Here is a 23,107-nt window from a genome sequence, read left to right on the forward strand (position 1 = left end):
AACATGCCAGCAACGAACATTTTAGCAAATCTATTTGTCACACTATACAATAATGAAACAAGAAGGAAAAGAGATTGTGTGATTCTTCCAACTTCAAAACTCGGAATCGAAGTTTTAAAGACACTTCAAAAGGATGGATATATTGGAGAGTTTGAACATATTGATGATAAAAGGGGAGGTAAATTCAAAATCAAATTATTGGCCAAAATTACAAAATGTGGAGCAATTTCTCCAAGATTCAAGGTAAAAAACGACGAATACAATAATTGGGAACAGCAATACTTACCAGCATACGACAGAGGAATGTTACTTGTTACAACTAATCAAGGAGTAATGTCCCATCATGACGCATTAGAAAAAGGAATTGGAGGATTTTTAATCGGATATGTCTACTAAACAAATGGAAAAATTTCAGGACGAAGTGATCATTCCAGAAGGCGTTAAAATCACATTAAACAAACACATGTTGTCGTTTGTAGGACCACTTGGCAAAACTTTCAAAAACTTTAGAACTATACCAGTAAATCTTGAGATTACTGAAAGTAAAGTTATCTTAAACACCATAGGCAGTAGAAATAAAGATTATGCAATTTTACATACAGCAAGATCTATCATTAGAAATATTTGCGAAGGCTTGGTAGAAGGGTATACAATTAAAATGAAAATTGTTTATGCACACTTTCCAATCACATTAAAAGTAGAAGGGAAAAAAATCCTAATTGAAAATTTCCAAGGAGAAAGAGCTCCAAGAATTACAAAAATTGTCGGAAACACCAAAGTGATTCCTAAAGGTGAAGATGTAATTCTAACAGGCGAAGTATGGACAGATATCACTCAAACTGCAGCAAATATCGAACAAAAAACCAAAGTAAAAAATAAAGACCACAGGGTTTTCTTAGATGGGATATATGCTTTTGAGAAAAAGAAAGGCTTAGAAAAGTAAAACCACCAGTTTTTCTAATGACCCTTGATCCTGAATTTTCAAAACAAACAACAGATTTGATTGAACAGACTCTAGAGTTATACAAATCTGCAGGAGCATCACCTAGAGTTGGAGAAACATGGGATTGTGCAAACATAGGAGATTTTTTGTGTGGTTTTTTTGTTGGAGAGATGGTGGGTTCAGCACTCAGTGCATTTCAAATTGTGCATCAAAGAGAACCAACAGCTGATGAACACCTAGAAATCATTGAATTAGTTGAAAGTCATGCAAAAGAGATCAAAGAATTTTTTGCAAAATTCAATTAAGTCTTGTATTTAATTACTCTATATGGCCTAGTCGGAAAGATTAAATCACTTTTGCCAAGGTACAATCTTGTGCCTCCCTAGCTCAGCGTGGTAGAGCATCCGGCTGTTAACCGGATGGTCAACAGTTCAAGTCTGTTGGGAGGCGCCTCATATTTTTAAACTTGAGATCTGAAATATTGTGTTTCATGTCTTTGATAACACCATAGAAAAACAACATATTTCTAAATTCGAATTTAGAAATATTGATCGGTTGATAGTAATTAGTTTAGACTATTAGACAACATAGATCTAATAGATGATCGCATATCAAGAATAATGCAGGAGGTTTACATTGGTCAGGATTAGAAGGGCCAACAGATATTGTGTAGATTGTGGGGCAAGGTTGGTGTATTATCCAAGATTATCAAATCCTAAAGCACCAAATGAACATAGAGTCTTAGTATATGCATGCCCTGATTGCACCGACGACTTTGAAAAGCCCAAAATGTTTTCCATAAGACGAAATCAGGTGGAAGATCCGCTAGAAACAGTAGAAATAGAGATTACACAGCTACAGAAAAAATCAATAGGTACAAAATAATTAGAAAAGTATGACATATTCTGAAAAGCCAAGAAGCAATGCATGGTTTTTGTTGCCAGTGTTTTTAGGAATAATTGGAGGGATAATCGCTTATTTTGTTTTACGTAATGATGATCCACGTAAAGCCAAGAATTGTTTGTATCTAGGTCTTGTTTTGATGGGGATAGGGATAATATTCAATATGTTGATAGCAGCATCAATTCCAGGCATAGAGTCAGGATTCAATGTTAATGTATAACCACAAAAAACATTGTTTTCCAGACAGTAATTTTGAATGTTTCTAAACTCGAAATTAGAAATATCATTAATTTACACTACAAACTATTGAATTTAGAATCATATAGAACTAGTTCAAGTTGTTTTAACATGAGTGCATCCAGGTTACGCGATAATGTCGAAAGATGGTTGATACATGAAGGACTGTCTTTTGAAGAAATAAAGAGTGCAGAAAATTCTTTCCAAATTTTAGCAAAGCACGCAGGTCAAGCAGACATTCCTGTTGAAATATTTGAACCAAAAGGCCAGCCAGGAATTCTGGTAATTGGAGCCAAAGTTGTAATGAAAAACAACCAGATTGCACGTTATTTGGGATTTAATGCACAAGAAAAAGAGAACTTTGAAAAAAAAGTGACAGATTTTTGCCATTCAATTCAGGCTATTAATAAAATCATTACAGAAGATGGCAAACAAAAAATCGGAGTTTATGTTGTTCTAGACGATAAAGAAAACATCAACCAACAGACAGTTTTTGATGCAATAGACAGTGTATCAGAAAAACATGAAAAGACGTCGAGATTTTTGTTGAAAACATTTTAAAAAAATAGATGATTTATCAGTTCTACGCGGGTCTTATATCTAAAATTCACCAATATACGATATGAAAACAACAATTTTTCCAGAAAAAAATACAAAAAGACAGAGTTCAAAAGGAAATTTTTTAGAAAACCAGATTTTGAAATTCAAGGCTTCAAAGAATAAAGTATTCATTTTGACAGCAATTGCAACAATAATGGTGGTTGTAAAATGAGTATTTTCAACATATTATTCAAACACACCGCAAAGAATTATGAGATCAATGTCAGCATCAACGTCAATAGACTCAGACTAGAAAATGCAACATCAAGATTGGAGGTTATTCAAAATTGAGCATATTAAAAATCATAGGAGAAATTCTAGAAGCATATGAAAAAACAGAAGGTCAGCCACCATGAGTAATTTTTTCAAAGTAATCGGGATTGCATTAGCCATACATTTCATTGTGAAAACAGTTCAAAAAGAATTGAAACAATTTGAAGTGTAGATGGACGCATCTCTTTTGGGGGATAAACCCCCCTATCACACATAAAATGTGTGTACAAAATGCATACACACCATAAAATCAAATTTTGAACAAGAATGAGAAAAATAGAATTACAGTTGATGAATCAGCAATTAATAACGCATTTGTATCCACAGATAATCTTTGATGAGTTTAGAGAATTATCATAATTCTTTTTTTCAAATATTTGATTGAGCAACACAGATTTCTAAAAATAGTCTAAAATAACAGAATTTATCAAAATCAAGCCTAGGCGTTAAACCCCCCTTGAAAAACGGTGCATTTAGTCACAAGATGATTTTTTCAAAATTACTAGTTTTAAGGGGGGGTTTAACACTCGTGCCTGGATATGAGATGCAATCATCAAACCACCAAGCTCTCCCATCTAATCATACCCCAAGTTTTATTGTCGTGCGTAAAAGCTAAACCCTCTAAATTTTGATCAAAAAAGCATCCAAATCAGGCAATCATGACCAAGAATTCAAGTAATTACACATTCAAAAACCATGAATATTCATTAAATCTCAAGACGATAAATGTGCGATTTTAACAAAAATTTGGCTGAAAAAGAGGGGGGATGCAGGATATGTTTTTGCCATTATTGATGCGTTTCAACTATATAACAAAATAATCAGAGTTATTTCATGGCAGGAATGGGCGTAATTATTGTGATCGGCGCCATCATAGCTTCAATGGTTGTTGCAAATTACATGTATATACAATATACAACAAATTACATCGAGGCAGTTGCAGGAAAGCCAATCATGGTAGGTCCGGTGGAATACGCCATAACATTTGAAGGAACTCATGAAGGAAGTAAAGAAATGATGCCAGAAAATACATTTGTAAAAATTGGAATTACAGCCAAAAACACCAGTGATGAAAAAACAATCCTTTCAGGAGGACAATTTTACATTGTTGATGAAAAAGATCAAAAACATGAGGCAGTATTCGGAGAGTTTTCTTCTAAAGACCTATTCCTAGAATCATTAGAGCCAAACAAATCGATTGAGAGAACAACGCAGTTTGATATTCCATTTGATGAAGAAAAAAAATACAAAATAATTATTCGGCCACAAAAAGATCAATCAACAGTTGATACAGCTGTTGTTTGCATAAGAAATTGTTGATCGTAAAACAAAAAATGTGTCAAATTTTTCTATAGTTTATGTTGTAATGTATGACTTTTACCATATAACACACATGATTTTCGCAAAAAGTTATGGCAATATCCAAAGCCAAAAGAGCAGAAGCAGCTAAAAAAGCAGCAAGAACTCGAAAGAGAAATGCAGCTAAAGCAGCCGCAGAAGCACTAAAAGCAGCCGCAGCTCGTAAGAGAAAGGCAGCAGCAACTCGAAGGAAGAACGCTGGCAAGGCAGCTCCAAAGAGAAAGGCAGCAGCAAAACGCAGAGCCGCTCCAAAGAGAAAGGCAGCGCCTAAGAGAAGAACTGCAGCTAAAAAAGCAGCTCCAAAGAGAAAGGCAGCAGCAAAACGCAGAGCCGCTCCAAAGAGACGTACTGCAGCTAAAAAAGCAGCTCCAAAGAGAAAGGCAGCAGCAAAACGCAGAGCCGCTCCAAAGAGAAAGGCAGCTAAACGTCGACGTTAAGCTGTCTATACTATCTTTTTTCTTATTTTACATATTGGATTTAGTATATTTCTAAACTCGAATTTAGAAACATTTGAAATCATTACTCGTTGATCTTTAGTTCAGGCAAGACAAAAACTTTGATTGGTTTTATTTTCAGTATGATTCTTTTTTCATTGTCACGTTTGAAGGGATAGTGTTCACGTTCCATGTATTGTTGTGTGAGTTTATCAGCATGTTTGTATTCATAATCGGGAATCAAATCCTCAACTGTTCCGCGAATTGTTGTCATGTCAAGAGGATTGTCTCTAGATACAACAGAAACCGCAACCCTAGGATCACGTAAAACATTTTTGTGTTTTATTCTTCCCTCTGCAGTGTTCACCAAAATATATCCATCTTCATAATTTGCCCAGACAGGAGATACCTGTGGGGAACCATCTTTCATAACAGTCGCAATGAAAACAAGATTTTTTTGTGAAAACAACTTTACTGCTTTTGCATCAATCATTTTTCACATACCAAAGAGGATCGATTGCCTTAGCAAACATTTTCAATTTTTTTGCTTTTTTTGTGGTTTTTTCTTGCAAATACATAGAAAAATCAGATGAGTAAATGATCGCATTTGACGATTTATTCACAACAATTTTCGAATGCATTTTATTTTTTGTTAGATTTTTCAAGAACATTAGTCATCGCCCTATTCATGATTTCCATCACCAAATATTGAGAATAGTCTTCAGATTTTTTTCCTTTTGATGCAGTTTTTGGGGTCAATCCTTTTAGAATTTTTTCAATTTTTGTAGAAGTGTTGTGTATTACCTTTGAATACGTAGAATCAAAATCCACAGGAGTTTGAAAATCTAACAATTTTGTCGATGTGCTATAATATTTTGTAATAGCACCACGAGATTCCTCAATTCGAACAATTTCAACTAGTCCCGATTCCTTTAGAATTTCTAAGTGATGACGCACTGTAGTCAATGCTTTTTTGTATCCAGTCTTTTTCAGAGCTGTTGAAATTTGATCTGCAGATAATGCCTGATGGTACAGAATTTCCATAATTTTTGCCCGTGCAGGGTCTTCAATTGCACGTGCATGTTCAATACTTGTCGTAACAATACGATTAACTTTGATTTGCTTTTCTAACAACGTAGACATACAAAAAACCCTTCAAATCTGATCTAAAAGATCCTTGTATCATATTTTTTTGTCTAATCGCATCAATTTTTGTTTACTTTAAAAAATATTGGACCGCTATCAAGTCAATCATTACCGTTACAAGAAATATTGTAATGTATTACAATATTTTGATACCACTACAATGAATAAGATATCAGTATGACAATTATTGTAACGGTCTAAAAATTTTCAAAAAATGTTGAAAAATGAGAAATCTAGGAAAATAAGTCAGAAAATGGCGATGATGACAGCATTTTGCAAATAATCAAAAACACAATTCGAGTTGAAAGAAAGGTACTATGCGTATACTAGGAATTTAATGATGAGATTATCTCTTGTTTAATATCTGCCAATCTATCATTGAACACTTCAGATATCAAATTCATCATTTCAAAAGTAGACTCTGCATTAGTTTCTTGTTTATTATCAGTTCGTTTGTTATTTAGATAGTCAGTAGACTTTGCAACAAAAGAATGATAAACCATTCCAAGAATACAATCATCTAAATTTACATCCCAATGTTCAGAATTTATCATGTTTGTGTAAGATGGGATTTGGTTAATCACAATGTTCATCAATGTTTCGATTTCTTTTTTGTCTTCAATTCCCATAATCCATCAATTCTTTGAAGGTTAAAGAGTATTTCCAGTTATCTTTTCATATGCAAGAACATATCTCTGAGTCATTTTTTGAATGATTTCATCTGGAATTTCAGGGGGAATAGGTTCTCGTCCAGCATCACGCTCATCATCAAATTTTTTCTGATAACCATTAGCGGTTAACCAATCCCGTAACAGTTGTTTGTCATATGCTTCTTGGATTTTTCCTACTTCATAGGAATCTTTTGGCCATAGTCTATACTCGTCTGGACCAATAGAATCACCCAAGGTAATTTTTCCGTCTAAAATTCCAAATTCTAGTTTCAAATCAGCCAAAATAAAACCGGCATTATTTGCAATTGCAGCCATTTTTTTGTAAATGGCAATCGAAGCTTGCTCTAACCACCCATATTGTTCCTCAGTTACCAAGTTCATATCCAGTGCTTTTGATTTGTTGATAGGAACATCATGTTCAGACTTTGTGGTAGGATCAAAAATTGGTTCAGGCAGCTTTGCAGCAAGTGTTGTGTCGGTTCCTTCTGGAACAGAAACCTCGCCTTGCTTCCATCTACTTACAAGACTGCCATAAAAATAACCTCTAACCACGCATTCTATAGGCAACATCTTCATTTTTTTTACAACAATTTCAGTATCTGATTCTCTTCGAACAAAATGGTTTGGTACGGACAATTCGTTAAACCAAAATTCTGCAAACTTGCACAAAACTTCCCCTTTACGAGGAATATCCTGTTTGAACTTGACATCAAACGCTGAAACTCTATCTGAGAACTTGAAAAGTAGAGTATTTTCATCGACGTCATATAGATCCTTTACTTTGCCGCGTGTAAGAAACTTCAAACAATAAGACATTATTTTTATTGAATTTAACTGCTAGGAAAATTAAGAACCCATCATTCCAACCATTTTAGGCATTTCACGATACACTTTGTTTACGAAAATATCATTATCTGCAGATATCATAACGAATTCCATCGGATTGTCTGATGGTGGTGAAACGATGATTTTTTCACCAACATTTATTGTTCCTAGTTCCAAAGTATCACCAGCTCCAAAATTCACATGAACGTTTGTAAGCGGCAAATATCCAGTATTTTGTATAGTTACGCGCCCCATTACAAACATGCTTTGTTTGTCTAAAATAGGATCAACAAAGATATCATAATCTTGGGTGGAGACAGACAATTTTAAAATATCCATACCAAAGATTAGCATCATTATTCCAATGCCGCCAATACCTACTGCAATAATCACAGTATACTGTTTCACGAATAATGGATTGTTTTTCTAATAATTAAGACTAACCAGAAATAGTGAATTAATCCAAACGATAACCATATGCTTTCAGTACAATTTAATTCTGAAATGGTATTTTTTAAACAAGCATCAGTTAGGAATTAACCACTTTAACACCATTCCAAAACGCCACCATTCCCTTGATCTTCATGGCAGCATCATTTGGTTGCTCATAATACCAGGCACAATCTTTGTTAGTTTTTCCATTTACGGTAACTGAGTAATAATTCGCCATACCTTTCCAACCACAGAATGTCGTAAGATCAGTCTTTTGGAAATATTCTTTTTTTATAGAGTCAAATGGAAAATAATGATTTCCTTCAACAACTACCGTATTATCACTTTCAGCAATTACTACATCATTCCATATTGCTTGCATGATATCAACTCAAAAATACAATATTTAAAGAAATTTCCAAGATTATTTTTTATTTTGCTCAGGTATTACAGATAACGTTGTAGTGGATATCACATGCGTGATTTTTCTAATTTGTTTTGTAATGATATCTGCAATTTCCAGTGAAGAGTTTGCCTCAATTTTTACAAAAATATCATAAAGGCCAAAAGTGCCCTTTGCCTCTTTGACTTGATCAATTTTTAAAAGTTGACGCATAACATCCATTTCATGACTAATTTCACTTTTTACTAAAACCAAAGCTGTTTCCAACTTATTCACCCTTCATTTCTTCTCTACTTCGGAATTCAGGAGTTATTCCAAGTGACTCGTAATTTCCAGATGAGCATGTAAAACACATAGAGTCTTTTGGAATGCCTACAGCTGCTGCAAGGTTTTCTGCATCATTGTACCCCAAAAAGTCAGCACCTATACTTTGTCTAACCATTTCAGTAATCTCAATCTCACTCATTTCTTTGCCATCAGAAAATGTTGCGAGTTCTTCTCGTGATGGAAAATCAATTCCGGCATAACACGGAAATTTAATTGGAGGGTATGTTATCACCATACTGATTTTTCTAGCACCTGCTCTACGTAATGCTTTGATGATTGCCTTGGAACTTGTACCTCTAACTAAACTGTCATCAATAACAACTACATGTTTGCCTTCAATAATTTCCTTAATTGGAATAATCCATCGGTTAATTTCTATTCGGTCTGATTGATGAGGTTCGATAAAACTGCGCAATGGGCCTTTCTTGCTATATCTGTCTTTTAGAAGGCCCTCATCAAAGGAAACACCAAGTTCTTGAGCATACCCTAATGCAGCAGGTCTTGCAGAATCAGGTACCGGAATTACTAAATCGGCATCATTTATTGGGAATTTTTTTGCCAAAAATCTGCCAATATTTTTTCTTGCAACATAGATGTTAGTTCCTTCCATATTGCTGGATGGATGTGCAAAGTAAGTAAATTCAAAAGAACAGTGTGCTCTTGTAAGATCATCAGAGAAGCGTTCAGTTTCCAAACCATTTTTGCTTAATTTTATTAATTCACCAGGATTTACATTTCGTTGAAGTTTTGCTCCAACTGCAGATACAGCGGAAGACTCTGATGCAACAATGTATGTATCATCAGATTCTTTGTATCCCAGAACCATTGGGCGGAAACCTTTTGGATCACGTGCGGCATAAACTGAATTATCATCAGAGATAAATGTAAAACAATAAGAACCAACCATCTCATTTTTAAGAATTGAAAGCGCTTTTCCCATTTGACCGTTCTCAGAGATTAATGTAACTAGTCTCTGGGCTGCAACAAGAGTGTCACTTGCGTTCTGAGGGGTAAATGAACATCCACCTACTAGATTTGATAACTCTTGTACATTTGCGATGGTTCCATTATGCGCAATACAAAGATCTTTTACTTTAAGAGGTTGGGCATTTTCCAACGAGCTTCGTCCCATTGTAGAATAGCGAACATGGCCTATCACTGCCGGAGAAGAATATTCTTCAGTTATTTTTTTGAATTCAGAGGAAGAGCCAGAAACCAATCCAAGTCGTTTAAGCGGAGGTTTGTTCGGAATTGCCAAGCCCCATGCTTCTTGTCCTCTGTGTTGAAGTGCCCTTAGTGCATCAATGACCATTGGGACAACATTAGTTCCACTAAGACTGAAAATTCCAACAACGCCACAATTTTCTTTAACCATGAAGCACCAAATCCCTTAACGAATTTAACCAAGTTTTTTGTGCTTTATCAACTCTTAGATCAATGATAGAATTTGTTCCACTTACAAACTGAATTTTGTCTCCTCCAAAGTACCCAATAATTCCGAAAGAGATTTTGTTCTTTTTTAATAGAATTTCTAGTTTTTTTAGATTTTTCTTTTCAAAAGTTAAGAGATATCTGGAATGGCTTTCAGAAAATAGAGTTCTGTCAACATCAAGTTTATCCCCTGGAATCTTTTCCAGAGATATTTTACAGCCAATCATGTTTTGCATACATAATTCTGACACAGCTACTGCAAGCCCCCCTTTGGAGCAGTCATGAGCAGACTTTAGGATTTGGGCACCTATTACATCCAATACTGCAGTCATGTTTTTCTTTGATTCTGAGAAATCCACCACAGGGCATTTTCCGCCAACAAATTTGTGGATGTATTCAAAATATTCAGAACCGCCCATTTCGTCTTTAGTGTCCCCAATTATTACAAGACAGTCATTTTCAGAAATTTTTTGAGGTGCCAGTGGTTTTTTGTCAATTAATCCTAAAACACCAATTACTGGAGTAGGCTTTATCGGTCCAGCAGGAGTTTCGTTGTAGAGGCTAACTTTTCCGCCAACGCAGGGAATTTCAAAATATTTAGCAAAATCAGTCAATCCTTTTAGAGATTCCAGAAAAGTCCAAAATATTTCAGGATCTTTTGGGTTTCCAAATTGAAGATGGTCAAGCATTCCAATTGGTTTTGCGCCAGTGCAAACAACATTTCTGCATGCCTCTTCAAAACAGCCTATTGCACCTTCTCTTGGGTTAATGTAACAATGTTTTGGATTTCCATCAATCTTTGCAGAAAGAAATTTTCCATTATCTAACCTTAAAACAGATGCGTCACTGCCCGGTTTTACAACAGTTCTTATTCCAACTTCATGATCATATTGTCCATAAACCCAAATCTTACTTGCAATGTTAGGGGATGCAAGCAATTGCATCAGAGTTTTAGAATAATCAGATATTGATTTGAATTTCTTTTCAGTCTCAATTGTTTTAAGATATTCTGGGTATTTTGATGGCAAATCCAATAATGTTGCATTTGCGACAACATCGGTGGGAAGATTTGCCAGTATCTTTGTACCTTTCTTCACACGCATTTGACTATCCGTTGTAACATGTCCAATTACGGAACATTCAATGTGAAATTTTTTGCAAATAGATTCTAGTTTTTTTAATTTAATTTTATCAGTAACAATTAGCATTCGTTCTTGAGATTCAGAAACCATGATTTCATCTGGATGCATGTCAGATTCCCGGAGGTGGACTTTTCCAACATCCATCTCAATTCCAATATCTAGCGCATCGGCAGTTTCTGAAACTGCACAAGATAACCCACCACCGCCAAGATCTTTCATGGCGTGAATTAATTTCTCATTTCTAGCCTCCAAAACTGCCTCAATGATCAACTTTTCAATGAAAGGATCTGGAATTTGTACTGCGGAACGATCTTCAGATTCTAATGAATCAGAAGCAAATTGAGAGCCGCCTATTCCGTCTCTACCGGTAGAACCGCCCAACAAGACTACAAGATCACCTTTTTTCGCATGATTTTTAATCAAATTCTCTTTTTTACCAAATCCAATCGCAGCAACATCAACTAGTGCATAATTTTGATAACATTCGTCAAATTCAACTTCACCGCCAATTGTTGGAATCCCCAAACAATTGCCATAAGCTGCAACACCACTAACGGCATTTTTGAAAAGCCATCTGGCCTGTTGATCTTTCTCAATATTTCCAAATCGCAATCCATCAAAAATTGCAATAGGTCTTGTTCCAGCAGACAAAATATCTCGTATTACTCCACCAACACCGGTTGCGGCTCCACCAAAAGGTTCAACAGCAGAAGGGTGATTATGACTTTCAATATGTGCAGTTACTACATAACCGCCGCCAACATCTAAAACACCGGAATCATATCCTTTTTCATTAATTACTAATGGTCCAGCCATGGGCAACATTTTGAGATGCTTTTTTGATGATTTGTAAGAACAGTGCTCAGACCATTCTGCAGACACAATCTGAAGTTCTGTAGATGTAGGATTCCTGCCAATTTTAGATTTTAATTCAGATAGTTCATGGGATTCTAAACTCAATTATTAACACCCATCTTTACCAATAATGATTCAAAAATTAATGAAGACGGTTTGTTATCAATTGGATTAATTTCTGGCTCAACAGCTCTTTCTGGATGAGGCATCATCCCAACAACATTTTCGTCTTCATTGCACACTCCTGCAATTCTATCTGTAGAGCCATTTACAACATCACTATATCTAAATACAATTTGATTTTTTTTCTTTAATTGTTTTAGTACATCGTCGTCTGCATAATACCGTCCTTCGCCATTTGCTATTGGAATTGGAATTTTTTGATGGAGTTTAAACTGATTCGTAAATGGAGTGGTATTGTTTTCTACGATAAGACTTGTCCATTCACACATAAAATTAAGAGATTTATTTTTCAGTAAAACTCCTGGCAACAATCCAGATTCCACTAAAATTTGAAATCCATTACAGACGCCTAATATCGGGATCCCTTTCTCAGCCAATTTTTTGACATCTTTTATAATTGGACTATGAGCAGCGATTACTCCTGCACGAAGTCGATCACCATAAGAAAATCCCCCTGGAAGAATTACTGCATCAATATTTTTGGGAAGGGGTTTTTCATGCCAAAAGTATTGAGCATCAAGATTAAAGACATCTGTTAGGACATGATACATATCACGATCACAGTTACTACCTGGAAAAACTACAACCCCAACTTTCACATTTGTTTTTAGATTCAGAGATATTTAATTTGAATCGAGTCTGAGAAAAGTTTTATGCGAATGAAATCCCTGATCGCTATCAGTCAAATCAAAGATAACATGCAAAAAATGCAATAATCACATAATTTTGAAAATATCAGGCTTCAAAGACATCTATTGTCACTTTACTCACCATAGGATTGTAAATTCGTAATTCATCACAAATTTCTTGTACTTTCGATTGGGCAGATTTCTTATCTTTTTCTTTAATGGTGAACTTTAACATTTTTGCAGTTTTGATTTTTGAAACTGATTTGTGAGTTCCTTTTAGCACCAGATCATTTAGAATGGTATCGCCTTCAGGATCACTCATGCCAGGTTTATTTTCAATGGTTACGTGAACATCAAAAATAGGCATTAATTTAAAAATCGAAAATGAGGTTAATCTATCTTCCGAAAAAATTTGTGTTTTTATACTTATTTTGTGATATTAGCCAGGTATCCGATTCTGAGGACTTGTATTGTTGCAGATATGACCAGCCCAGGATCGGTTACTTTAGATTTTTTAATGTACGTCCCATTCAAAAGAATCTCTGGAAAACAAGTCATTAATTACAATTAACCCTCTTTCCATCTTGTCTTTACTGGGATTACATCAAGTATCTTTTGCAAAAATTCCATTTTCATCCAAAATGATGCAGAGATAACCATGAAAGAAACAGGATTCTATTTGCCGTTGCATAAACACATACAAAAACTAAGATTATTGGATTTGCCCAAGAAAGGATTTTCCATAGTATGATTTCTTTTTAATGTTTGAAAATAGATCAAACATTCACAATTCAATTATTCAGATATGGTTCTGATCACTTATAAAAAAAGTCATTTTTTGCACACATTGCATATATTGGAATTTATAGATGATGATTTTAGAGAATCACATAATGGCAAAAGGAAGAATGAGATATTGGAAGATTACTCCTGAGGAATTAGGAGGATATGCTTATGATGAAAATAACTTGCTTAATTGGGAAATAAAATGCGTTAGAGAACCTGATGACGAGGCCAAATTCATAGGTGTTTTCATGTACAGACATGGTACTGCATATGATTACGAATCAGTAAGAGGGATTTGTTACTATCACAACAATATTGACAGAAAAGAGATTCCATCAATCACTAATTTCCTTCAAGGAAAATTTAACGGTAAAGAAATGGAAAAAGGAGACAGAATATTCCTCAAAGATTCAAAAGAAATCTTCTCGGCTAAAGACATTTCAGAATTGGCAAAGGAGATGGAATCGAAGTTTAATACAAAGGCAATAATTTCTTTAGAATTTGAAGGAATTACTGCTGAAAAACTAAAAGAAGCTGGCCTCCCAGAAGCAAAATTGTTACCAATCCCCACTTGATTGATATAGTTTAAAACACAAAGATATCCGATGTCGGAATTGGATGGAATTAATCAGCACTTAGAAGAGTTAAGAAAAAGACTTCTCAGGATTGTTCTAGTAATAGGAATCATTACTGCATTCATCTTAACTTTTCATGCAGAACCAATTCAGATATCTGGAATTACAATGTACTATCCTTCTCCAGATCCGCTAAACAACATTGCAGCACAAATCACCAACCATATGAAAACAAATCTCGTTCCAGAAGACGTTAGACTAATTCAAACTGCACCTGGACAGGCTTTCTTTGCTCAAGTGTACATTGCGGCACTAGCAGGAATAGTTGTAGGGATGCCAGTGATTGTGAAAGAGTTAGTAGGTTTTATCAAACCAGCATTAAAAGAAAATGAGATTCATGTAAGCAGAAACATCACCATTCCAGCATTAGGCCTATTCATTACAGGTTGTGTGTTTTCTTACAATTTGGTCATCCCATACATCTTAGATTTTTTATATCGATATGGAGAATCTGCAGGACTTGTAACTTTTCTTAATGTTATAGAATTCGTTACATTTGTTTTACAGTTTTTACTTGCGTTTGGATTTTCTTTTCAGTTACCACTAGTAATGTATGCAATTTCAGTATCAGGTATGGTAGATTCAGATTTTTGGAGAAAGAATATCAGATATGCAATTGTGATCATAACGATATTTGGTGCAGTCATCACTCCTGATGGAAGTGGGGTAACAATGTGGTTCATTGCAGGTCCAATGATTGCGCTTTATCTAATAGGCATGATAGTAATTGAGCGCAAAGAACGCAAAAAGTTGAACACTTAAATCCAAATTTGATCAAATAGCAATAACATGTTAGGAATGGGATTAGCCAATTTCATAGCTGGACAGGAATGGATCTTTATCATCATTATTGCAGTGGTATTCATTTTCGGTGCAAAGAAAATCCCAGAACTTGCAAAAACCTTCGGTAAAGCTAAAGGGGAGTTTGAGAAAGGGAAAATCGAAGGAGAAAAAGAACTCAAAGACTTTAAAGATAAAGAAACAAAATCAGACTAGGTTTCAGCAGTTCTTAGAAAATCGTCAATAATTTTAGAATAACTACTTTCGTATTTTTTGTTTCCAAAAAGTTGGCCAATCTTCATTTTGCCTTTTAATTTCAAATTTACATTGATGAATATTTTAGTTCCTTCCTCATGTTCAATAAATTGTTGTTTTATGTGACTGCCCTTAGCATCACCACCTATTACAAAAATCTCATGTAAGGCAGGTTCTTGAGAAACATGTTTTGACATTATCACCATTTCTTCTCCTCCAAGATTCAAATGCTCCTCAACTACTGCAACATTCCCACGAATTGAGCGAACCCTAATTGAAGGAAAATGTTGAGGCATTAATTTTTGATAATTTTCATAATTAGATAAAATCTCAAAGACAACTTCGCGTTTTGCATTGACAATTCTTTCTAAAGTAAACTCTGACAAATGTAATTTAAAAAGTTCCCCAACGAGGGTATAAATCGTGCTCTACATCAAATTGGTCCAGACATTTTCCCACGCCATGATTTACAATATCGTCAATGGATTTGGGTTTTGTATAAAATTCTGTTACGGGGGGCAATATTACAACTCCTATTCTAGAAAGCTTTAACATATTTTCCAAATGGATTGCAGACAATGGAGTCTCTCTCACCATTAAAATTAATTTTCGGGATTCTTTTATTGTCACACCAGCAGCTCGTGCAATTAATGTATCGTCATACCCATTTGCAATAGCTGCCAAAGTCTTCATACTACATGGTGCGACAATCATACCATCAATTCTATGTGTTCCACTTGAAACACTTGATGCCATATTTTTTTCATCCGAAATGCTTGTTGCCAACGATGTTACATATTCAAGTGAATAATCAGTTTCCATCGAAATGCATTTCTGAGCCCATTCAGACATAATCAGATGTGTTTCAATGTTTAATTTCTTGAGAGTTTCCAGCATTCGTATACCATAGATTACACCAGTACTGCCAGTGATTCCTATAACTAATTTCAACAAGATATCTATCAAAGTACAGTATTTTATGTATTAGATAGTAAAGTGTTCAGCACTAGAAATTTTGAGTGTTATCGGCTTCTGTAGAGTCTTGCAGTTCTTTGTTGAGTTTTCTTCGTTTAAGCCACAACGAAATTCCACCTACGGCCATTGCAGTAAGCAAAATCACCCCTGCCATTTGGAGTTCAAATTGGTATAGCATATCTAAAACAAACAATAAGTTTGGGAAAAATCTTGTGATCTCATTCGATCTTGAAAATTAGCTATATTACCTCCTCTCTTATAGGCATAGTGTGATTAAGAGTTCTGAAATAAAAAAGATAGTAAACGAATATTCAGACATCAAAATAGGAGTACTAGGAAGTCATTCAGCATTAGAAGTAATGGACGGGGCAAAAGACGAAAATTTCCAGACCACAGTTTTCTGCCAGAAAGGCAGGGAGGAACCCTATCAAAGATTTAGAAGAATTGCAGACGAGATAATTATTTTAGATAAATTCAAGGATATGGCTTCTGCGAAATATCAAAAAATGTTAAGGGATTCAAATACAATTATTGTTCCGCATAGATCACTTACCGTTTATCTTGGATACAAGACAATTGAAAATTCATTCAAAGTTCCAATTTTTGGAAATAGAAAATTATTCCAAGCAGAAGAGAGAACAGCAAAAAAGGGCCAATATTACTTGTTAGAAAAAGCCAGAATAAAATATCCCAAATTATTCAAAGATCCTAAAAAAATTAACAAACCATGTATCGTAAAAGTTCAGGAAAAAAATAGACCTCTAGAAAGAGCATTCTTTACAGTTTCATCATACAAAGATTTTGTTGAAAAATCAGAAGCAAAAATCAAGCAAGGGGTAATCTCAAGAAAAGATCTAGCAAAATCAAGTATTGAGGAATTAGCAATTGGCACATACATGAATTTCAATTTCTTTCACACACCAATATCAAATCAAGTTGATTTTATCGGAATTGAGCGAAGATTACAAACCAACATTCATGATTACAATGCCCTCCCTGCAAAACAACAATTAGATATCAATGTGGATTTGCAAAATATTGAAGTAGGACACACCCCTGCCAGCATTAGAGAATCATTACTAGAAAAAGTCATTAAAATGGGAGACAAATTTGTAGCAGCAGTCAAAAGAGAATATGCGCCAGGAATCATCGGTCCGTTTTCACTTCAAAGTGTAATTACAAAAGATTTAGAATTAATTGTGTACGATGTGTCTTTGCGAGTTCCTGGAAATCCAATAGTTGCAACTACTACCCCATATACAAAATACCAATATGGACAAACATTTGGGGTCGGTAGAAGAATTGCTATGGAAATAAAGCGAGCTCAAGAAGAGGGACGTCTTGACGAGATTGTCACATAAGTCCAATTCCGACATTTCCAGTTGAAAATATTTTTGATGTTCTGCAAAGATTTTTTGTGAAATTGAAGAGCGTGTCTGAATAAAAGAAAAATTAAAGGCGCAAACCCCTAACTGCAGAACTCTGAGAGATTCCCTCTCGTGGTCAAACGTCTAAACGTCTGATTGCCTTTTTTGTTCTGCGGGGCAGCGCAATCTAATCGCCAGATTTTATAACTAACGACATCAATTAGTATAAGACATATAACTATTTAACATTTAGTATGATTTTTTTGAATAAAATTAATGAAATATTGTAAATATTATCTAAGCATAAAAATCATAGTTTGCTGAATTTGCATGAGTAAATTTATTCACATACAAAAAAGAAGAAAGAGAATTCAAAAAAATCACATTATTTGATTGATTCAGGGCAACAGAGGATTTTTAAAAAATGCCTAAAAAATTACAAAAACATATTTTCAGTGAACACCATGCATTTTTGTTAATTGGTTAGATTGGAAATATGTTGAATACCATTCGTTCTAATTTTGAATGATTAAAGCGGTTTGACATTCAAAATTGAATTGCTGAGGCCAATTAACAATACAAACTCTTTTGTTTCCATTTATTGATTAAACAACAATGGGGAAAACAATTTTCATTAAAGAAATAATCCTAATTCTAAAAGAGCCAAGATTATGTCCAACTTGTGAAAAAGAAGACAAGTTGGAAAAAGATGTTGTGAGAGAAGAGAGAACCAATGGCAAAACCATCTTATGCTCCAGATGTGAGGCGCTAATAGTAATAACTAATCAGCATCCAAGAAAAGTAGAACTATCATCAACCAGGGACGACATCATAATGCTAAAAGAACCCCATTTAATTAGAAAAGTAAGCTACTAAGTTTTTGATTTTCCAAGCAATTCTTGGATTACATAATTTCGAACATTTGCGAATTCCCACTCTTTTAGATCAGCATTTCTGCATTCTTCCTTGATGATTAATCCTGCCAGACCATGACTCCAGATATGACGCTTGACATCATAAACTTGAATGATTTTTCCATGTTTAGTGATTTTGATTGCCCCATGGCATCTTTGAACCACTTGTAATGCTACTCTTTGATAGATTTTTTCAAAATTTACCATAACATTACATCATTGAATCACATCAAAAAGGTTATGATTTTTTAGATGGGATAATAATATACCATAGAAATTACAAGAAAGAATGCTGATGATTAACCAACAAACTAAGCTATAACTGATAGATGATGAGTTTGCCGAATTATGAAGCAATTTAAAAAAATATCAGGATTTCATAACCAGTATTAAGAGGAGATCCTTATCTTAGGCAATGGGCAAACTTCCAGAAAAATTTCCAGAATACTCCATAATGTATAAGACATTATCAAAGCAAATCAAAGCATTAGAAAATATCAAAGAAAAGGCCCAAGAAAAAGAGGCAAAGGAAATCAATTTAAAAATTCAAAATTATCAATCAGAATTATTGAAAATAAAGAAAATGTTTCCAGATGATTTTTTTGATGAAGAAAATTAATCATTAATGAGAATGATCATGATCGCAATCACATTGATGATGATCACCTTTTGCAGACATTAATTTCTGCACCATTTCATCACGAATTTTAAGTAAATCACCAACCTGATGTTTTAATGATTGAGAATCCCAATTTCCTTGATGAAGTTCCCTGACAACATCTATGATCTCAAGATCAACATTTAGCAAATTATCCATCAACTGCTCTTGTTCATTCATAAAATTCTATAATTCCGCTACGAGAAAAACCATTCTAATTTAAAAAAATACAGGATCTATGCTTCCATGCTTTCTTTTAGAAGATTTTTCCTAACGAGAATAGGAATTTTGTAAAATGCACCTAATGCCATTGCGTCGGACGCTCTATAATTTCGCAATACAAGATCTTTTTTTCCTGTAAAATACAAATTTGCACGTAAAACTTCTCCACTCTCATAGATTTTCACCTTAACTAGAATCAGCTCATTCTCCTCACAAATCTCCTCAATCATCTTGTAGATGGATGGTGCAGATTCACCTTCAGGATCGTTAAAACTGGAGATATGCCTAGCGACCTCACCAGAAAAAGCCCTCATATGGAATTCTTTTCCAGTATCAGATTTTAGAACAACCATGCCTTCAACAGCATAGGGATCAACAAACCCAACATAATCAATTTTCACAGATTCATAATCAGGCTCTTGTGCTTGATCAATTTCCATATTACGCATAAACTACTTGTTCAGAGCTTATAAAGATAGCAAATTTTTCGGATCAAAGATTACCATGTTATTTTGTGAATTATTTTTTGACGATCAAGGATTGAGCATGACCCCAAATTATTTAAAATCCCCAACAATGGTAGCTTTATGTCGGAAAATCCTGAACGTGCAATATCATATGTTCTAAGTAGGTACGTCAGAAAATACATGGATAGTGATGTGCTCATATTGAATAAGAACACTCCCACTAGAGAAGCAACTAGAATGTTGCACCATTATGAAACAGATGACATAGTTGTTACGGATGAAAACAATATTCCGGTAGGAATTGTAACAGATGAAGACATCCTAAGAAAAGTGAGCGATGTTACAGTGTACGCAGAATCTACTACATTAAAAGACATCATGACAACACCCCTAATCACAATTAATGAAAAAGCAACATTACAAGAAGCATTACATAAAATGAGAGATAACGGAATTAGAAAATTACCAGTTTTATCAAATAAAAATGAGATACTCGGCATGATCTTTCAGACAACTATTGCCAATGTGATTCGAGATGCTACAGCCACACCAGCTCGTCTGCTGAGTCCGCCTGTAAAAGCAATATTGGGAAATCTCGGGTTTGTGTTACAGTTTGCAGGAGTGTTGTTACTTGTACCTGCCATTCTTGCCACGGTTTTGGAAGATACGGTGATTGCTACAGGGATTTACCTAACCACAGTTCTTTTACTTGTAACGGGATTCTTTTTGAATTCATATGGGGAAAAAGCAAGTCTTAATCTTCAACAGGCATCAATATTGGTGTTTTCCAGTCTGTTTTTACTGACTTTGTTTGGCACAGTTCCATATCTGTATGTACTGCCCAGTGACGAGACCAGCATAGAAGCATTTTCAAATGCGTTCTTTTCAAGTGCTGCAGGATTTACAACCGGAGGAATATCTTTATTTCACGAACCAGAGAAATTGAATGAAAGTTTTACGTTTTTCCGAAGTTATACTCAACTTGTAGGAGGGATGAGTTTCATTTACCTAGTGATCACGGCATTTTATCCAGAGTCAAAACTGCAATCAATGCGTGGTTTTATTTCAGGTAGAACGCTACACATGAAAGAACTATTCCTTACAATCACAGTTATTTTTTCGATTTATATCGTAATTGTTGCAACATTGCTGTATCTCTTTGGCGAGGGAAACATTATAGATAATTTCTCATTGGCAATGAGCACACTTGCAACAGGAGGATTCTTACCCACATCCACAATTCTCGGTAATTTATTGTGGCAAGAGCAGATTATTCTCATGGGCGCAATGATACTAGGCGCATTACCATTTACATTCCACTATGCATTTGTCAGAAAAAAATTCTTGTCCCCAAAACTCGGAAAAGAGGTTCTAACATATTTTGCAATTTTGGGAAGTGCAATAATCTTATTCATTTCAATTAGTGGTTTAGACCCCATGGAAAGTGCATTCATTACTGTCTCAGCAAGCACCACAGCTGGACTTCAACAAGAAAGTCTTGCAGAACTTTGGAGTGGAGCTCAGACGATTTTGATAATTTTGATGTTCATCGGAGGATGTGGATTTTCAACAGCTGGTGGTTTTAAAATTTTCAGATTATTACAATTGAGGCATTTCCTAGATTTTATCAACAAAGTAAAAAGATCAAAATTAACAGCAGAGACAAAAAAAGAAATGATATCTACTTTGATCATCATAGCATTATTTCCAATAATTGCAGTCATTGCTGGAGCACATCTTGCAGAAATAGAACAAGTCTCATACGAAGATGCATTTTTTGAAGCAGTAGGGGTAATTACAACTGGAGGATTGTCAGCAGGAGTGATTGATCTCAACACAGATCCGGCTACAAAAATCGTGTTAGGCTTTTTAATGATATTTGGTAGATTGGAAATAATTGCGATAATTTACATATTCGTTCCAAAACTTATCTAAAAATATTTCAAATTCCATGGAATGGTTTTTGTTATTTCTTGTAAGGTCTTAGCAGCAAACTAGTGAAATTTCAAAATCAGAGAAATTAGTACAAATGATTCAAGATAAAAACAACCAGAGAGCAATTGCAGAGTATCTCAACAGGATACATGAAAGACGTGCAAAACTTGAGAAATCAAATGAGATAGGATTTAATTTCATTGAAATCGGAGATAAACATGAATGAGCGATTAGAGAGTGTCAGCAAAGGAAAAAAACTCATCATATTAGGATTCATAACAATTATTGCCCTATTCATATTGTATGGAAGATACCAGGATCCGGAACTTCTTACTCCCAGTGCAATTGATTCAATACAAAGAATTGCGTATGGATTTTACATTACGTTAGTTGCGGCATTTGGGGCCATTGCTTTTGGATTGTATCGTTATCACAAAGGAAAAGTGATGGCTAATCAAAAAAATCTCTCAACAATAATCGCTCTAACAACATGGAATTCAAAATCACGCAAAATTTTTGTTGTCACCTTTATTGGATACGGCATGTTTTTTTCATTGGCATCAGGAACTCTTGTTTATCAACCAGAAGTTAATTTTGCAATTCATTATGGTGCTACGATTCCATCAGGGTTTATTGCGCCATGTTGTGATGGTCCGGGATATATGCCAAAGATAATCGTGTACCTGACTGAACATGTGGGTTTGCAGATCATTCCGATAAATTTAGTGTTACAGGTAATTGTGTCTTATTTGGTCGGATTAAACGCTGCAATTGCTGTAAGTGCATATGGAATATCAAAGAAAGGCAGAGGGGCAAGTACGATAGGAGCTGCAACGGGATTGTTTATTGCGTGTCCAACTTGTGCAGGGACATTTTTGTCAATATTTATTGGAACAGCTAGCGGGATAGCATTATCCATTGCATTAACTCAAATGCAGACATTGTTTATTGCAATTTCAATTCCAGTATTGATTATAACTCCATTTGTAATGGCAAAAAAATTGCAAAATTCAGATGGAAGTTGCAAGATAGATCCTAAATGAATTTTTTGACTTCAGGGACCTTGTGATTACCAATATCATAACCGTCACGCCTTAGAAATTTCAGAGTAAGTTTGTAGAGAAGTTCATCATGATCCACTTTTTCTAAAATTTCAGTCCATAAAACACGACCATTTGTTTCAATGTATTTTTTAAAATCAGGATTCATAGATTCTGCAATTTCTTTACACTGATCAAATGTTTTTCCATTTTTATAAGCACGAATTCGTCTATCACAACTATCCATGTCTTGTATTGGTAAAAATTCTAAATAAACCTA

37 protein-coding genes and 1 tRNA gene are annotated in these 23,107 nt (G+C 34.7%); 20 read left to right on the forward strand and 18 right to left on the reverse strand.

Translation table 11 applies throughout. The features are described 5' to 3' along the window. Positions 1-3: 3 nt before the first annotated feature. From OO712_RS05775 to OO712_RS05825, 11 genes are all read left to right on the forward strand, one after another. Positions 4-396, forward strand: coding sequence for a 30S ribosomal protein S8 (locus OO712_RS05775; RefSeq protein ID WP_109875917.1), 393 nt, complete (start codon positions 4-6; stop codon positions 394-396). Beyond that, positions 386-943, forward strand: a complete 558-nt coding sequence (locus OO712_RS05780) for a 50S ribosomal protein L6 (RefSeq protein WP_109875918.1) — start codon at positions 386-388, stop codon at positions 941-943. The genes OO712_RS05775 and OO712_RS05780 overlap by 11 nt, the downstream gene beginning before the upstream one ends. A gap of 17 nt (positions 944-960) precedes the next feature. After that, entirely contained in the window at positions 961-1,248 is a 288-nt protein-coding gene (locus tag OO712_RS05785) for a hypothetical protein (protein WP_109875919.1), read from the forward strand. A 71-nt stretch (positions 1,249-1,319) separates the two neighbouring features. Continuing rightward, a tRNA-Asn gene (locus tag OO712_RS05790) sits at positions 1,320-1,393 on the forward strand. A gap of 186 nt (positions 1,394-1,579) precedes the next feature. Next, positions 1,580-1,828: a hypothetical protein gene (locus tag OO712_RS05795; RefSeq protein WP_109875920.1), complete on the forward strand. Its 249-nt coding sequence runs from the start codon at positions 1,580-1,582 to the stop codon at positions 1,826-1,828. 10 nt (positions 1,829-1,838) lie between these two features. Then, a complete protein-coding gene (locus OO712_RS05800) occupies positions 1,839-2,066 on the forward strand; it encodes a hypothetical protein (RefSeq protein ID WP_109875921.1) in 228 nt (75 codons plus the stop codon). Positions 2,067-2,194: 128 nt separating this feature from the next. Further along, entirely contained in the window at positions 2,195-2,644 is a 450-nt protein-coding gene (locus OO712_RS05805; protein WP_109875922.1) for a DUF2299 family protein, read from the forward strand. A 61-nt stretch (positions 2,645-2,705) separates the two neighbouring features. Further along, the gene (locus OO712_RS05810; protein ID WP_200829015.1) at positions 2,706-2,855 is read left to right on the forward strand and encodes a hypothetical protein; all 150 of its coding nucleotides are present in this window, start codon (positions 2,706-2,708) and stop codon (positions 2,853-2,855) included. Continuing rightward, complete coding sequence (locus tag OO712_RS05815) at positions 2,852-2,974, forward strand: hypothetical protein (protein ID WP_263970042.1); 123 nt, start codon at positions 2,852-2,854, stop codon at positions 2,972-2,974. Before OO712_RS05810 ends, OO712_RS05815 begins: the two co-directional genes overlap by 4 nt. A gap of 816 nt (positions 2,975-3,790) precedes the next feature. Beyond that, a complete protein-coding gene (locus OO712_RS05820) occupies positions 3,791-4,276 on the forward strand; it encodes a DUF4352 domain-containing protein (protein ID WP_109875923.1) in 486 nt (161 codons plus the stop codon). 92 nt (positions 4,277-4,368) lie between these two features. Then, a complete protein-coding gene (locus OO712_RS05825; RefSeq protein WP_109875924.1) occupies positions 4,369-4,752 on the forward strand; it encodes a histone in 384 nt (127 codons plus the stop codon). Between the two features lie 82 nt (positions 4,753-4,834). Here OO712_RS05825 and OO712_RS05830 read toward each other — a convergent pair whose 3' ends face one another. The 11 genes from OO712_RS05830 to purS all read right to left on the reverse strand — a co-directional run bounded on the left by OO712_RS05830 (position 4,835) and on the right by purS (position 13,160). Beyond that, positions 4,835-5,239 (reverse strand): PPOX class F420-dependent oxidoreductase, encoded by a 405-nt coding sequence (locus OO712_RS05830; protein ID WP_109876244.1) that lies wholly within the window; start codon positions 5,237-5,239, stop codon positions 4,835-4,837. A gap of 152 nt (positions 5,240-5,391) precedes the next feature. Next, positions 5,392-5,892 (reverse strand): winged helix-turn-helix domain-containing protein, encoded by a 501-nt coding sequence (locus OO712_RS05835; protein ID WP_109875926.1) that lies wholly within the window; start codon positions 5,890-5,892, stop codon positions 5,392-5,394. A gap of 329 nt (positions 5,893-6,221) precedes the next feature. Continuing rightward, the gene (locus OO712_RS05840) at positions 6,222-6,524 is read right to left on the reverse strand and encodes a hypothetical protein (RefSeq protein WP_109875927.1); all 303 of its coding nucleotides are present in this window, start codon (positions 6,522-6,524) and stop codon (positions 6,222-6,224) included. 21 nt (positions 6,525-6,545) lie between these two features. Further along, complete coding sequence (gene purC, locus OO712_RS05845; RefSeq protein WP_109876245.1) at positions 6,546-7,370, reverse strand: phosphoribosylaminoimidazolesuccinocarboxamide synthase; 825 nt, start codon at positions 7,368-7,370, stop codon at positions 6,546-6,548. A 42-nt stretch (positions 7,371-7,412) separates the two neighbouring features. Further along, positions 7,413-7,799 (reverse strand): hypothetical protein, encoded by a 387-nt coding sequence (locus OO712_RS05850; protein ID WP_200829016.1) that lies wholly within the window; start codon positions 7,797-7,799, stop codon positions 7,413-7,415. A 121-nt stretch (positions 7,800-7,920) separates the two neighbouring features. Next, positions 7,921-8,205, reverse strand: a complete 285-nt coding sequence (locus tag OO712_RS05855) for a DUF427 domain-containing protein (protein ID WP_109875928.1) — start codon at positions 8,203-8,205, stop codon at positions 7,921-7,923. A 42-nt stretch (positions 8,206-8,247) separates the two neighbouring features. After that, positions 8,248-8,493 (reverse strand): Lrp/AsnC ligand binding domain-containing protein, encoded by a 246-nt coding sequence (locus tag OO712_RS05860; RefSeq protein WP_109875929.1) that lies wholly within the window; start codon positions 8,491-8,493, stop codon positions 8,248-8,250. Position 8,494: 1 nt separating this feature from the next. Next, a complete protein-coding gene (locus tag OO712_RS05865; protein WP_109875930.1) occupies positions 8,495-9,928 on the reverse strand; it encodes an amidophosphoribosyltransferase in 1,434 nt (477 codons plus the stop codon). After that, a complete protein-coding gene (purL, locus tag OO712_RS05870; RefSeq protein WP_109875931.1) occupies positions 9,921-12,086 on the reverse strand; it encodes a phosphoribosylformylglycinamidine synthase subunit PurL in 2,166 nt (721 codons plus the stop codon). Before purL ends, OO712_RS05865 begins: the two co-directional genes overlap by 8 nt. Beyond that, on the reverse strand, positions 12,083-12,763 hold the full coding sequence (purQ, locus tag OO712_RS05875; protein ID WP_109875932.1) for a phosphoribosylformylglycinamidine synthase subunit PurQ: 681 nt from the start codon (positions 12,761-12,763) through the stop codon (positions 12,083-12,085). Before purQ ends, purL begins: the two co-directional genes overlap by 4 nt. A 136-nt stretch (positions 12,764-12,899) precedes the next feature. Beyond that, positions 12,900-13,160 carry a phosphoribosylformylglycinamidine synthase subunit PurS gene (gene purS, locus OO712_RS05880; protein WP_109875933.1) on the reverse strand — a complete coding sequence of 87 codons (261 nt, stop codon included), beginning with the start codon at positions 13,158-13,160 and terminating at the stop codon, positions 12,900-12,902. A 526-nt stretch (positions 13,161-13,686) separates the two neighbouring features. Between purS and OO712_RS05885 the strand changes: the two genes are divergently transcribed. The 3 genes from OO712_RS05885 to OO712_RS05895 are packed head-to-tail and all read left to right on the forward strand — an operon-like array spanning position 13,687 to position 15,210. Continuing rightward, positions 13,687-14,154, forward strand: coding sequence for a hypothetical protein (locus OO712_RS05885; protein ID WP_109875934.1), 468 nt, complete (start codon positions 13,687-13,689; stop codon positions 14,152-14,154). 30 nt (positions 14,155-14,184) lie between these two features. After that, complete coding sequence (tatC, locus tag OO712_RS05890) at positions 14,185-14,976, forward strand: twin-arginine translocase subunit TatC (RefSeq protein ID WP_109875935.1); 792 nt, start codon at positions 14,185-14,187, stop codon at positions 14,974-14,976. A gap of 27 nt (positions 14,977-15,003) precedes the next feature. After that, a complete protein-coding gene (locus OO712_RS05895; RefSeq protein WP_109875936.1) occupies positions 15,004-15,210 on the forward strand; it encodes a Sec-independent protein translocase subunit TatA/TatB in 207 nt (68 codons plus the stop codon). Here OO712_RS05895 and OO712_RS05900 read toward each other — a convergent pair. From OO712_RS05900 to OO712_RS05910, 3 genes are read right to left on the reverse strand one after another with little or no spacing between them, the layout of a single operon-like run. Next, positions 15,207-15,635 (reverse strand): SRPBCC family protein, encoded by a 429-nt coding sequence (locus tag OO712_RS05900; RefSeq protein WP_109875937.1) that lies wholly within the window; start codon positions 15,633-15,635, stop codon positions 15,207-15,209. The genes OO712_RS05895 and OO712_RS05900 overlap by 4 nt on opposite strands. Before the next feature lie 7 nt (positions 15,636-15,642). Next, the gene (locus OO712_RS05905) at positions 15,643-16,200 is read right to left on the reverse strand and encodes a UbiX family flavin prenyltransferase (protein ID WP_109876247.1); all 558 of its coding nucleotides are present in this window, start codon (positions 16,198-16,200) and stop codon (positions 15,643-15,645) included. 55 nt (positions 16,201-16,255) lie between these two features. Then, positions 16,256-16,378, reverse strand: a complete 123-nt coding sequence (locus OO712_RS05910) for a hypothetical protein (protein WP_264953641.1) — start codon at positions 16,376-16,378, stop codon at positions 16,256-16,258. 115 nt (positions 16,379-16,493) lie between these two features. Here OO712_RS05910 and OO712_RS05915 point away from each other — a divergent pair, with 115 nt between their 5' ends. Together OO712_RS05915 and OO712_RS05920 are read left to right on the forward strand one after the other, a co-directional pair. Further along, the gene (locus tag OO712_RS05915; protein WP_109875938.1) at positions 16,494-17,585 is read left to right on the forward strand and encodes a formate--phosphoribosylaminoimidazolecarboxamide ligase family protein; all 1,092 of its coding nucleotides are present in this window, start codon (positions 16,494-16,496) and stop codon (positions 17,583-17,585) included. A gap of 621 nt (positions 17,586-18,206) precedes the next feature. After that, entirely contained in the window at positions 18,207-18,467 is a 261-nt protein-coding gene (locus tag OO712_RS05920) for a hypothetical protein (RefSeq protein WP_109875939.1), read from the forward strand. On the opposite strand, the gene OO712_RS05925 is transcribed toward OO712_RS05920, so the two are convergent. After that, on the reverse strand, positions 18,464-18,712 hold the full coding sequence (locus tag OO712_RS05925; RefSeq protein WP_109875940.1) for a hypothetical protein: 249 nt from the start codon (positions 18,710-18,712) through the stop codon (positions 18,464-18,466). The genes OO712_RS05920 and OO712_RS05925 overlap by 4 nt on opposite strands. A 208-nt stretch (positions 18,713-18,920) precedes the next feature. Here OO712_RS05925 and OO712_RS05930 point away from each other — a divergent pair, with 208 nt between their 5' ends. Beyond that, positions 18,921-19,124 (forward strand): hypothetical protein, encoded by a 204-nt coding sequence (locus OO712_RS05930; RefSeq protein WP_109875941.1) that lies wholly within the window; start codon positions 18,921-18,923, stop codon positions 19,122-19,124. Between the two features lie 3 nt (positions 19,125-19,127). On the opposite strand, the gene OO712_RS05935 is transcribed toward OO712_RS05930, so the two are convergent. Together OO712_RS05935 and OO712_RS05940 are read right to left on the reverse strand one after the other, a co-directional pair. Continuing rightward, complete coding sequence (locus OO712_RS05935) at positions 19,128-19,343, reverse strand: hypothetical protein (RefSeq protein WP_109875942.1); 216 nt, start codon at positions 19,341-19,343, stop codon at positions 19,128-19,130. A gap of 56 nt (positions 19,344-19,399) precedes the next feature. Continuing rightward, complete coding sequence (locus OO712_RS05940; protein ID WP_109875943.1) at positions 19,400-19,825, reverse strand: bifunctional nuclease family protein; 426 nt, start codon at positions 19,823-19,825, stop codon at positions 19,400-19,402. Between the two features lie 147 nt (positions 19,826-19,972). On the opposite strand from OO712_RS05940, the gene OO712_RS05945 reads away from it, so the two are divergent. From OO712_RS05945 to OO712_RS05955, 3 genes are all read left to right on the forward strand, one after another. Then, positions 19,973-21,787 carry a CBS domain-containing protein gene (locus OO712_RS05945; RefSeq protein WP_109875944.1) on the forward strand — a complete coding sequence of 605 codons (1,815 nt, stop codon included), beginning with the start codon at positions 19,973-19,975 and terminating at the stop codon, positions 21,785-21,787. Between the two features lie 94 nt (positions 21,788-21,881). After that, positions 21,882-22,013, forward strand: coding sequence for a hypothetical protein (locus OO712_RS05950; protein WP_263970043.1), 132 nt, complete (start codon positions 21,882-21,884; stop codon positions 22,011-22,013). Further along, entirely contained in the window at positions 22,006-22,830 is an 825-nt protein-coding gene (locus OO712_RS05955) for a hypothetical protein (protein WP_109875945.1), read from the forward strand. Before OO712_RS05950 ends, OO712_RS05955 begins: the two co-directional genes overlap by 8 nt. Here the strand turns inward: OO712_RS05955 and OO712_RS05960 are convergent. Beyond that, positions 22,823-23,074, reverse strand: a complete 252-nt coding sequence (locus OO712_RS05960) for a hypothetical protein (RefSeq protein WP_109875946.1) — start codon at positions 23,072-23,074, stop codon at positions 22,823-22,825. The genes OO712_RS05955 and OO712_RS05960 overlap by 8 nt on opposite strands. Between the last annotated feature and the right edge of the window lie 33 nt (positions 23,075-23,107).

It is taken from the genome of Nitrosopumilus zosterae, assembly GCF_025998175.1.
Lineage (GTDB): Archaea > Thermoproteota > Nitrososphaeria > Nitrososphaerales > Nitrosopumilaceae > Nitrosopumilus > Nitrosopumilus zosterae.

Bases quoted from the DNA above. Each gene is read 5' to 3' on its own strand.
- OO712_RS05775 (WP_109875917.1), top strand. From the start codon at position 4: ATGCCAGCAACGAACATTTTAGCAAATCTATTTGTCACACTATACAAT.
- OO712_RS05780 (WP_109875918.1), top strand. From the start codon at position 386: ATGTCTACTAAACAAATGGAAAAATTTCAGGACGAAGTGATCATTCCA.
- OO712_RS05785 (WP_109875919.1), top strand. From the start codon at position 961: ATGACCCTTGATCCTGAATTTTCAAAACAAACAACAGATTTGATTGAA.
- OO712_RS05800 (WP_109875921.1), top strand. From the start codon at position 1,839: ATGACATATTCTGAAAAGCCAAGAAGCAATGCATGGTTTTTGTTGCCA.
- OO712_RS05805 (WP_109875922.1), top strand. From the start codon at position 2,195: ATGAGTGCATCCAGGTTACGCGATAATGTCGAAAGATGGTTGATACAT.
- OO712_RS05810 (WP_200829015.1), top strand. From the start codon at position 2,706: ATGAAAACAACAATTTTTCCAGAAAAAAATACAAAAAGACAGAGTTCA.
- OO712_RS05815 (WP_263970042.1), top strand. From the start codon at position 2,852: ATGAGTATTTTCAACATATTATTCAAACACACCGCAAAGAATTATGAG.
- OO712_RS05820 (WP_109875923.1), top strand. From the start codon at position 3,791: ATGGCAGGAATGGGCGTAATTATTGTGATCGGCGCCATCATAGCTTCA.
- OO712_RS05825 (WP_109875924.1), top strand. From the start codon at position 4,369: ATGGCAATATCCAAAGCCAAAAGAGCAGAAGCAGCTAAAAAAGCAGCA.
- OO712_RS05835 (WP_109875926.1), bottom strand. From the start codon at position 5,892: ATGTCTACGTTGTTAGAAAAGCAAATCAAAGTTAATCGTATTGTTACG.
- OO712_RS05840 (WP_109875927.1), bottom strand. From the start codon at position 6,524: ATGGGAATTGAAGACAAAAAAGAAATCGAAACATTGATGAACATTGTG.
- OO712_RS05855 (WP_109875928.1), bottom strand. From the start codon at position 8,205: ATGCAAGCAATATGGAATGATGTAGTAATTGCTGAAAGTGATAATACG.
- OO712_RS05865 (WP_109875930.1), bottom strand. From the start codon at position 9,928: ATGGTTAAAGAAAATTGTGGCGTTGTTGGAATTTTCAGTCTTAGTGGA.
- purS (WP_109875933.1), bottom strand. From the start codon at position 13,160: ATGCCTATTTTTGATGTTCACGTAACCATTGAAAATAAACCTGGCATG.
- OO712_RS05885 (WP_109875934.1), top strand. From the start codon at position 13,687: ATGGCAAAAGGAAGAATGAGATATTGGAAGATTACTCCTGAGGAATTA.
- tatC (WP_109875935.1), top strand. From the start codon at position 14,185: ATGTCGGAATTGGATGGAATTAATCAGCACTTAGAAGAGTTAAGAAAA.
- OO712_RS05895 (WP_109875936.1), top strand. From the start codon at position 15,004: ATGTTAGGAATGGGATTAGCCAATTTCATAGCTGGACAGGAATGGATC.
- OO712_RS05910 (WP_264953641.1), bottom strand. From the start codon at position 16,378: ATGGCAGGGGTGATTTTGCTTACTGCAATGGCCGTAGGTGGAATTTCG.
- OO712_RS05920 (WP_109875939.1), top strand. From the start codon at position 18,207: ATGGGGAAAACAATTTTCATTAAAGAAATAATCCTAATTCTAAAAGAG.
- OO712_RS05925 (WP_109875940.1), bottom strand. From the start codon at position 18,712: ATGGTAAATTTTGAAAAAATCTATCAAAGAGTAGCATTACAAGTGGTT.
- OO712_RS05930 (WP_109875941.1), top strand. From the start codon at position 18,921: ATGGGCAAACTTCCAGAAAAATTTCCAGAATACTCCATAATGTATAAG.
- OO712_RS05935 (WP_109875942.1), bottom strand. From the start codon at position 19,343: ATGAATGAACAAGAGCAGTTGATGGATAATTTGCTAAATGTTGATCTT.
- OO712_RS05940 (WP_109875943.1), bottom strand. From the start codon at position 19,825: ATGGAAATTGATCAAGCACAAGAGCCTGATTATGAATCTGTGAAAATT.
- OO712_RS05945 (WP_109875944.1), top strand. From the start codon at position 19,973: ATGTCGGAAAATCCTGAACGTGCAATATCATATGTTCTAAGTAGGTAC.
- OO712_RS05950 (WP_263970043.1), top strand. From the start codon at position 21,882: ATGATTCAAGATAAAAACAACCAGAGAGCAATTGCAGAGTATCTCAAC.
- OO712_RS05955 (WP_109875945.1), top strand. From the start codon at position 22,006: ATGAATGAGCGATTAGAGAGTGTCAGCAAAGGAAAAAAACTCATCATA.
- OO712_RS05960 (WP_109875946.1), bottom strand. From the start codon at position 23,074: ATGGATAGTTGTGATAGACGAATTCGTGCTTATAAAAATGGAAAAACA.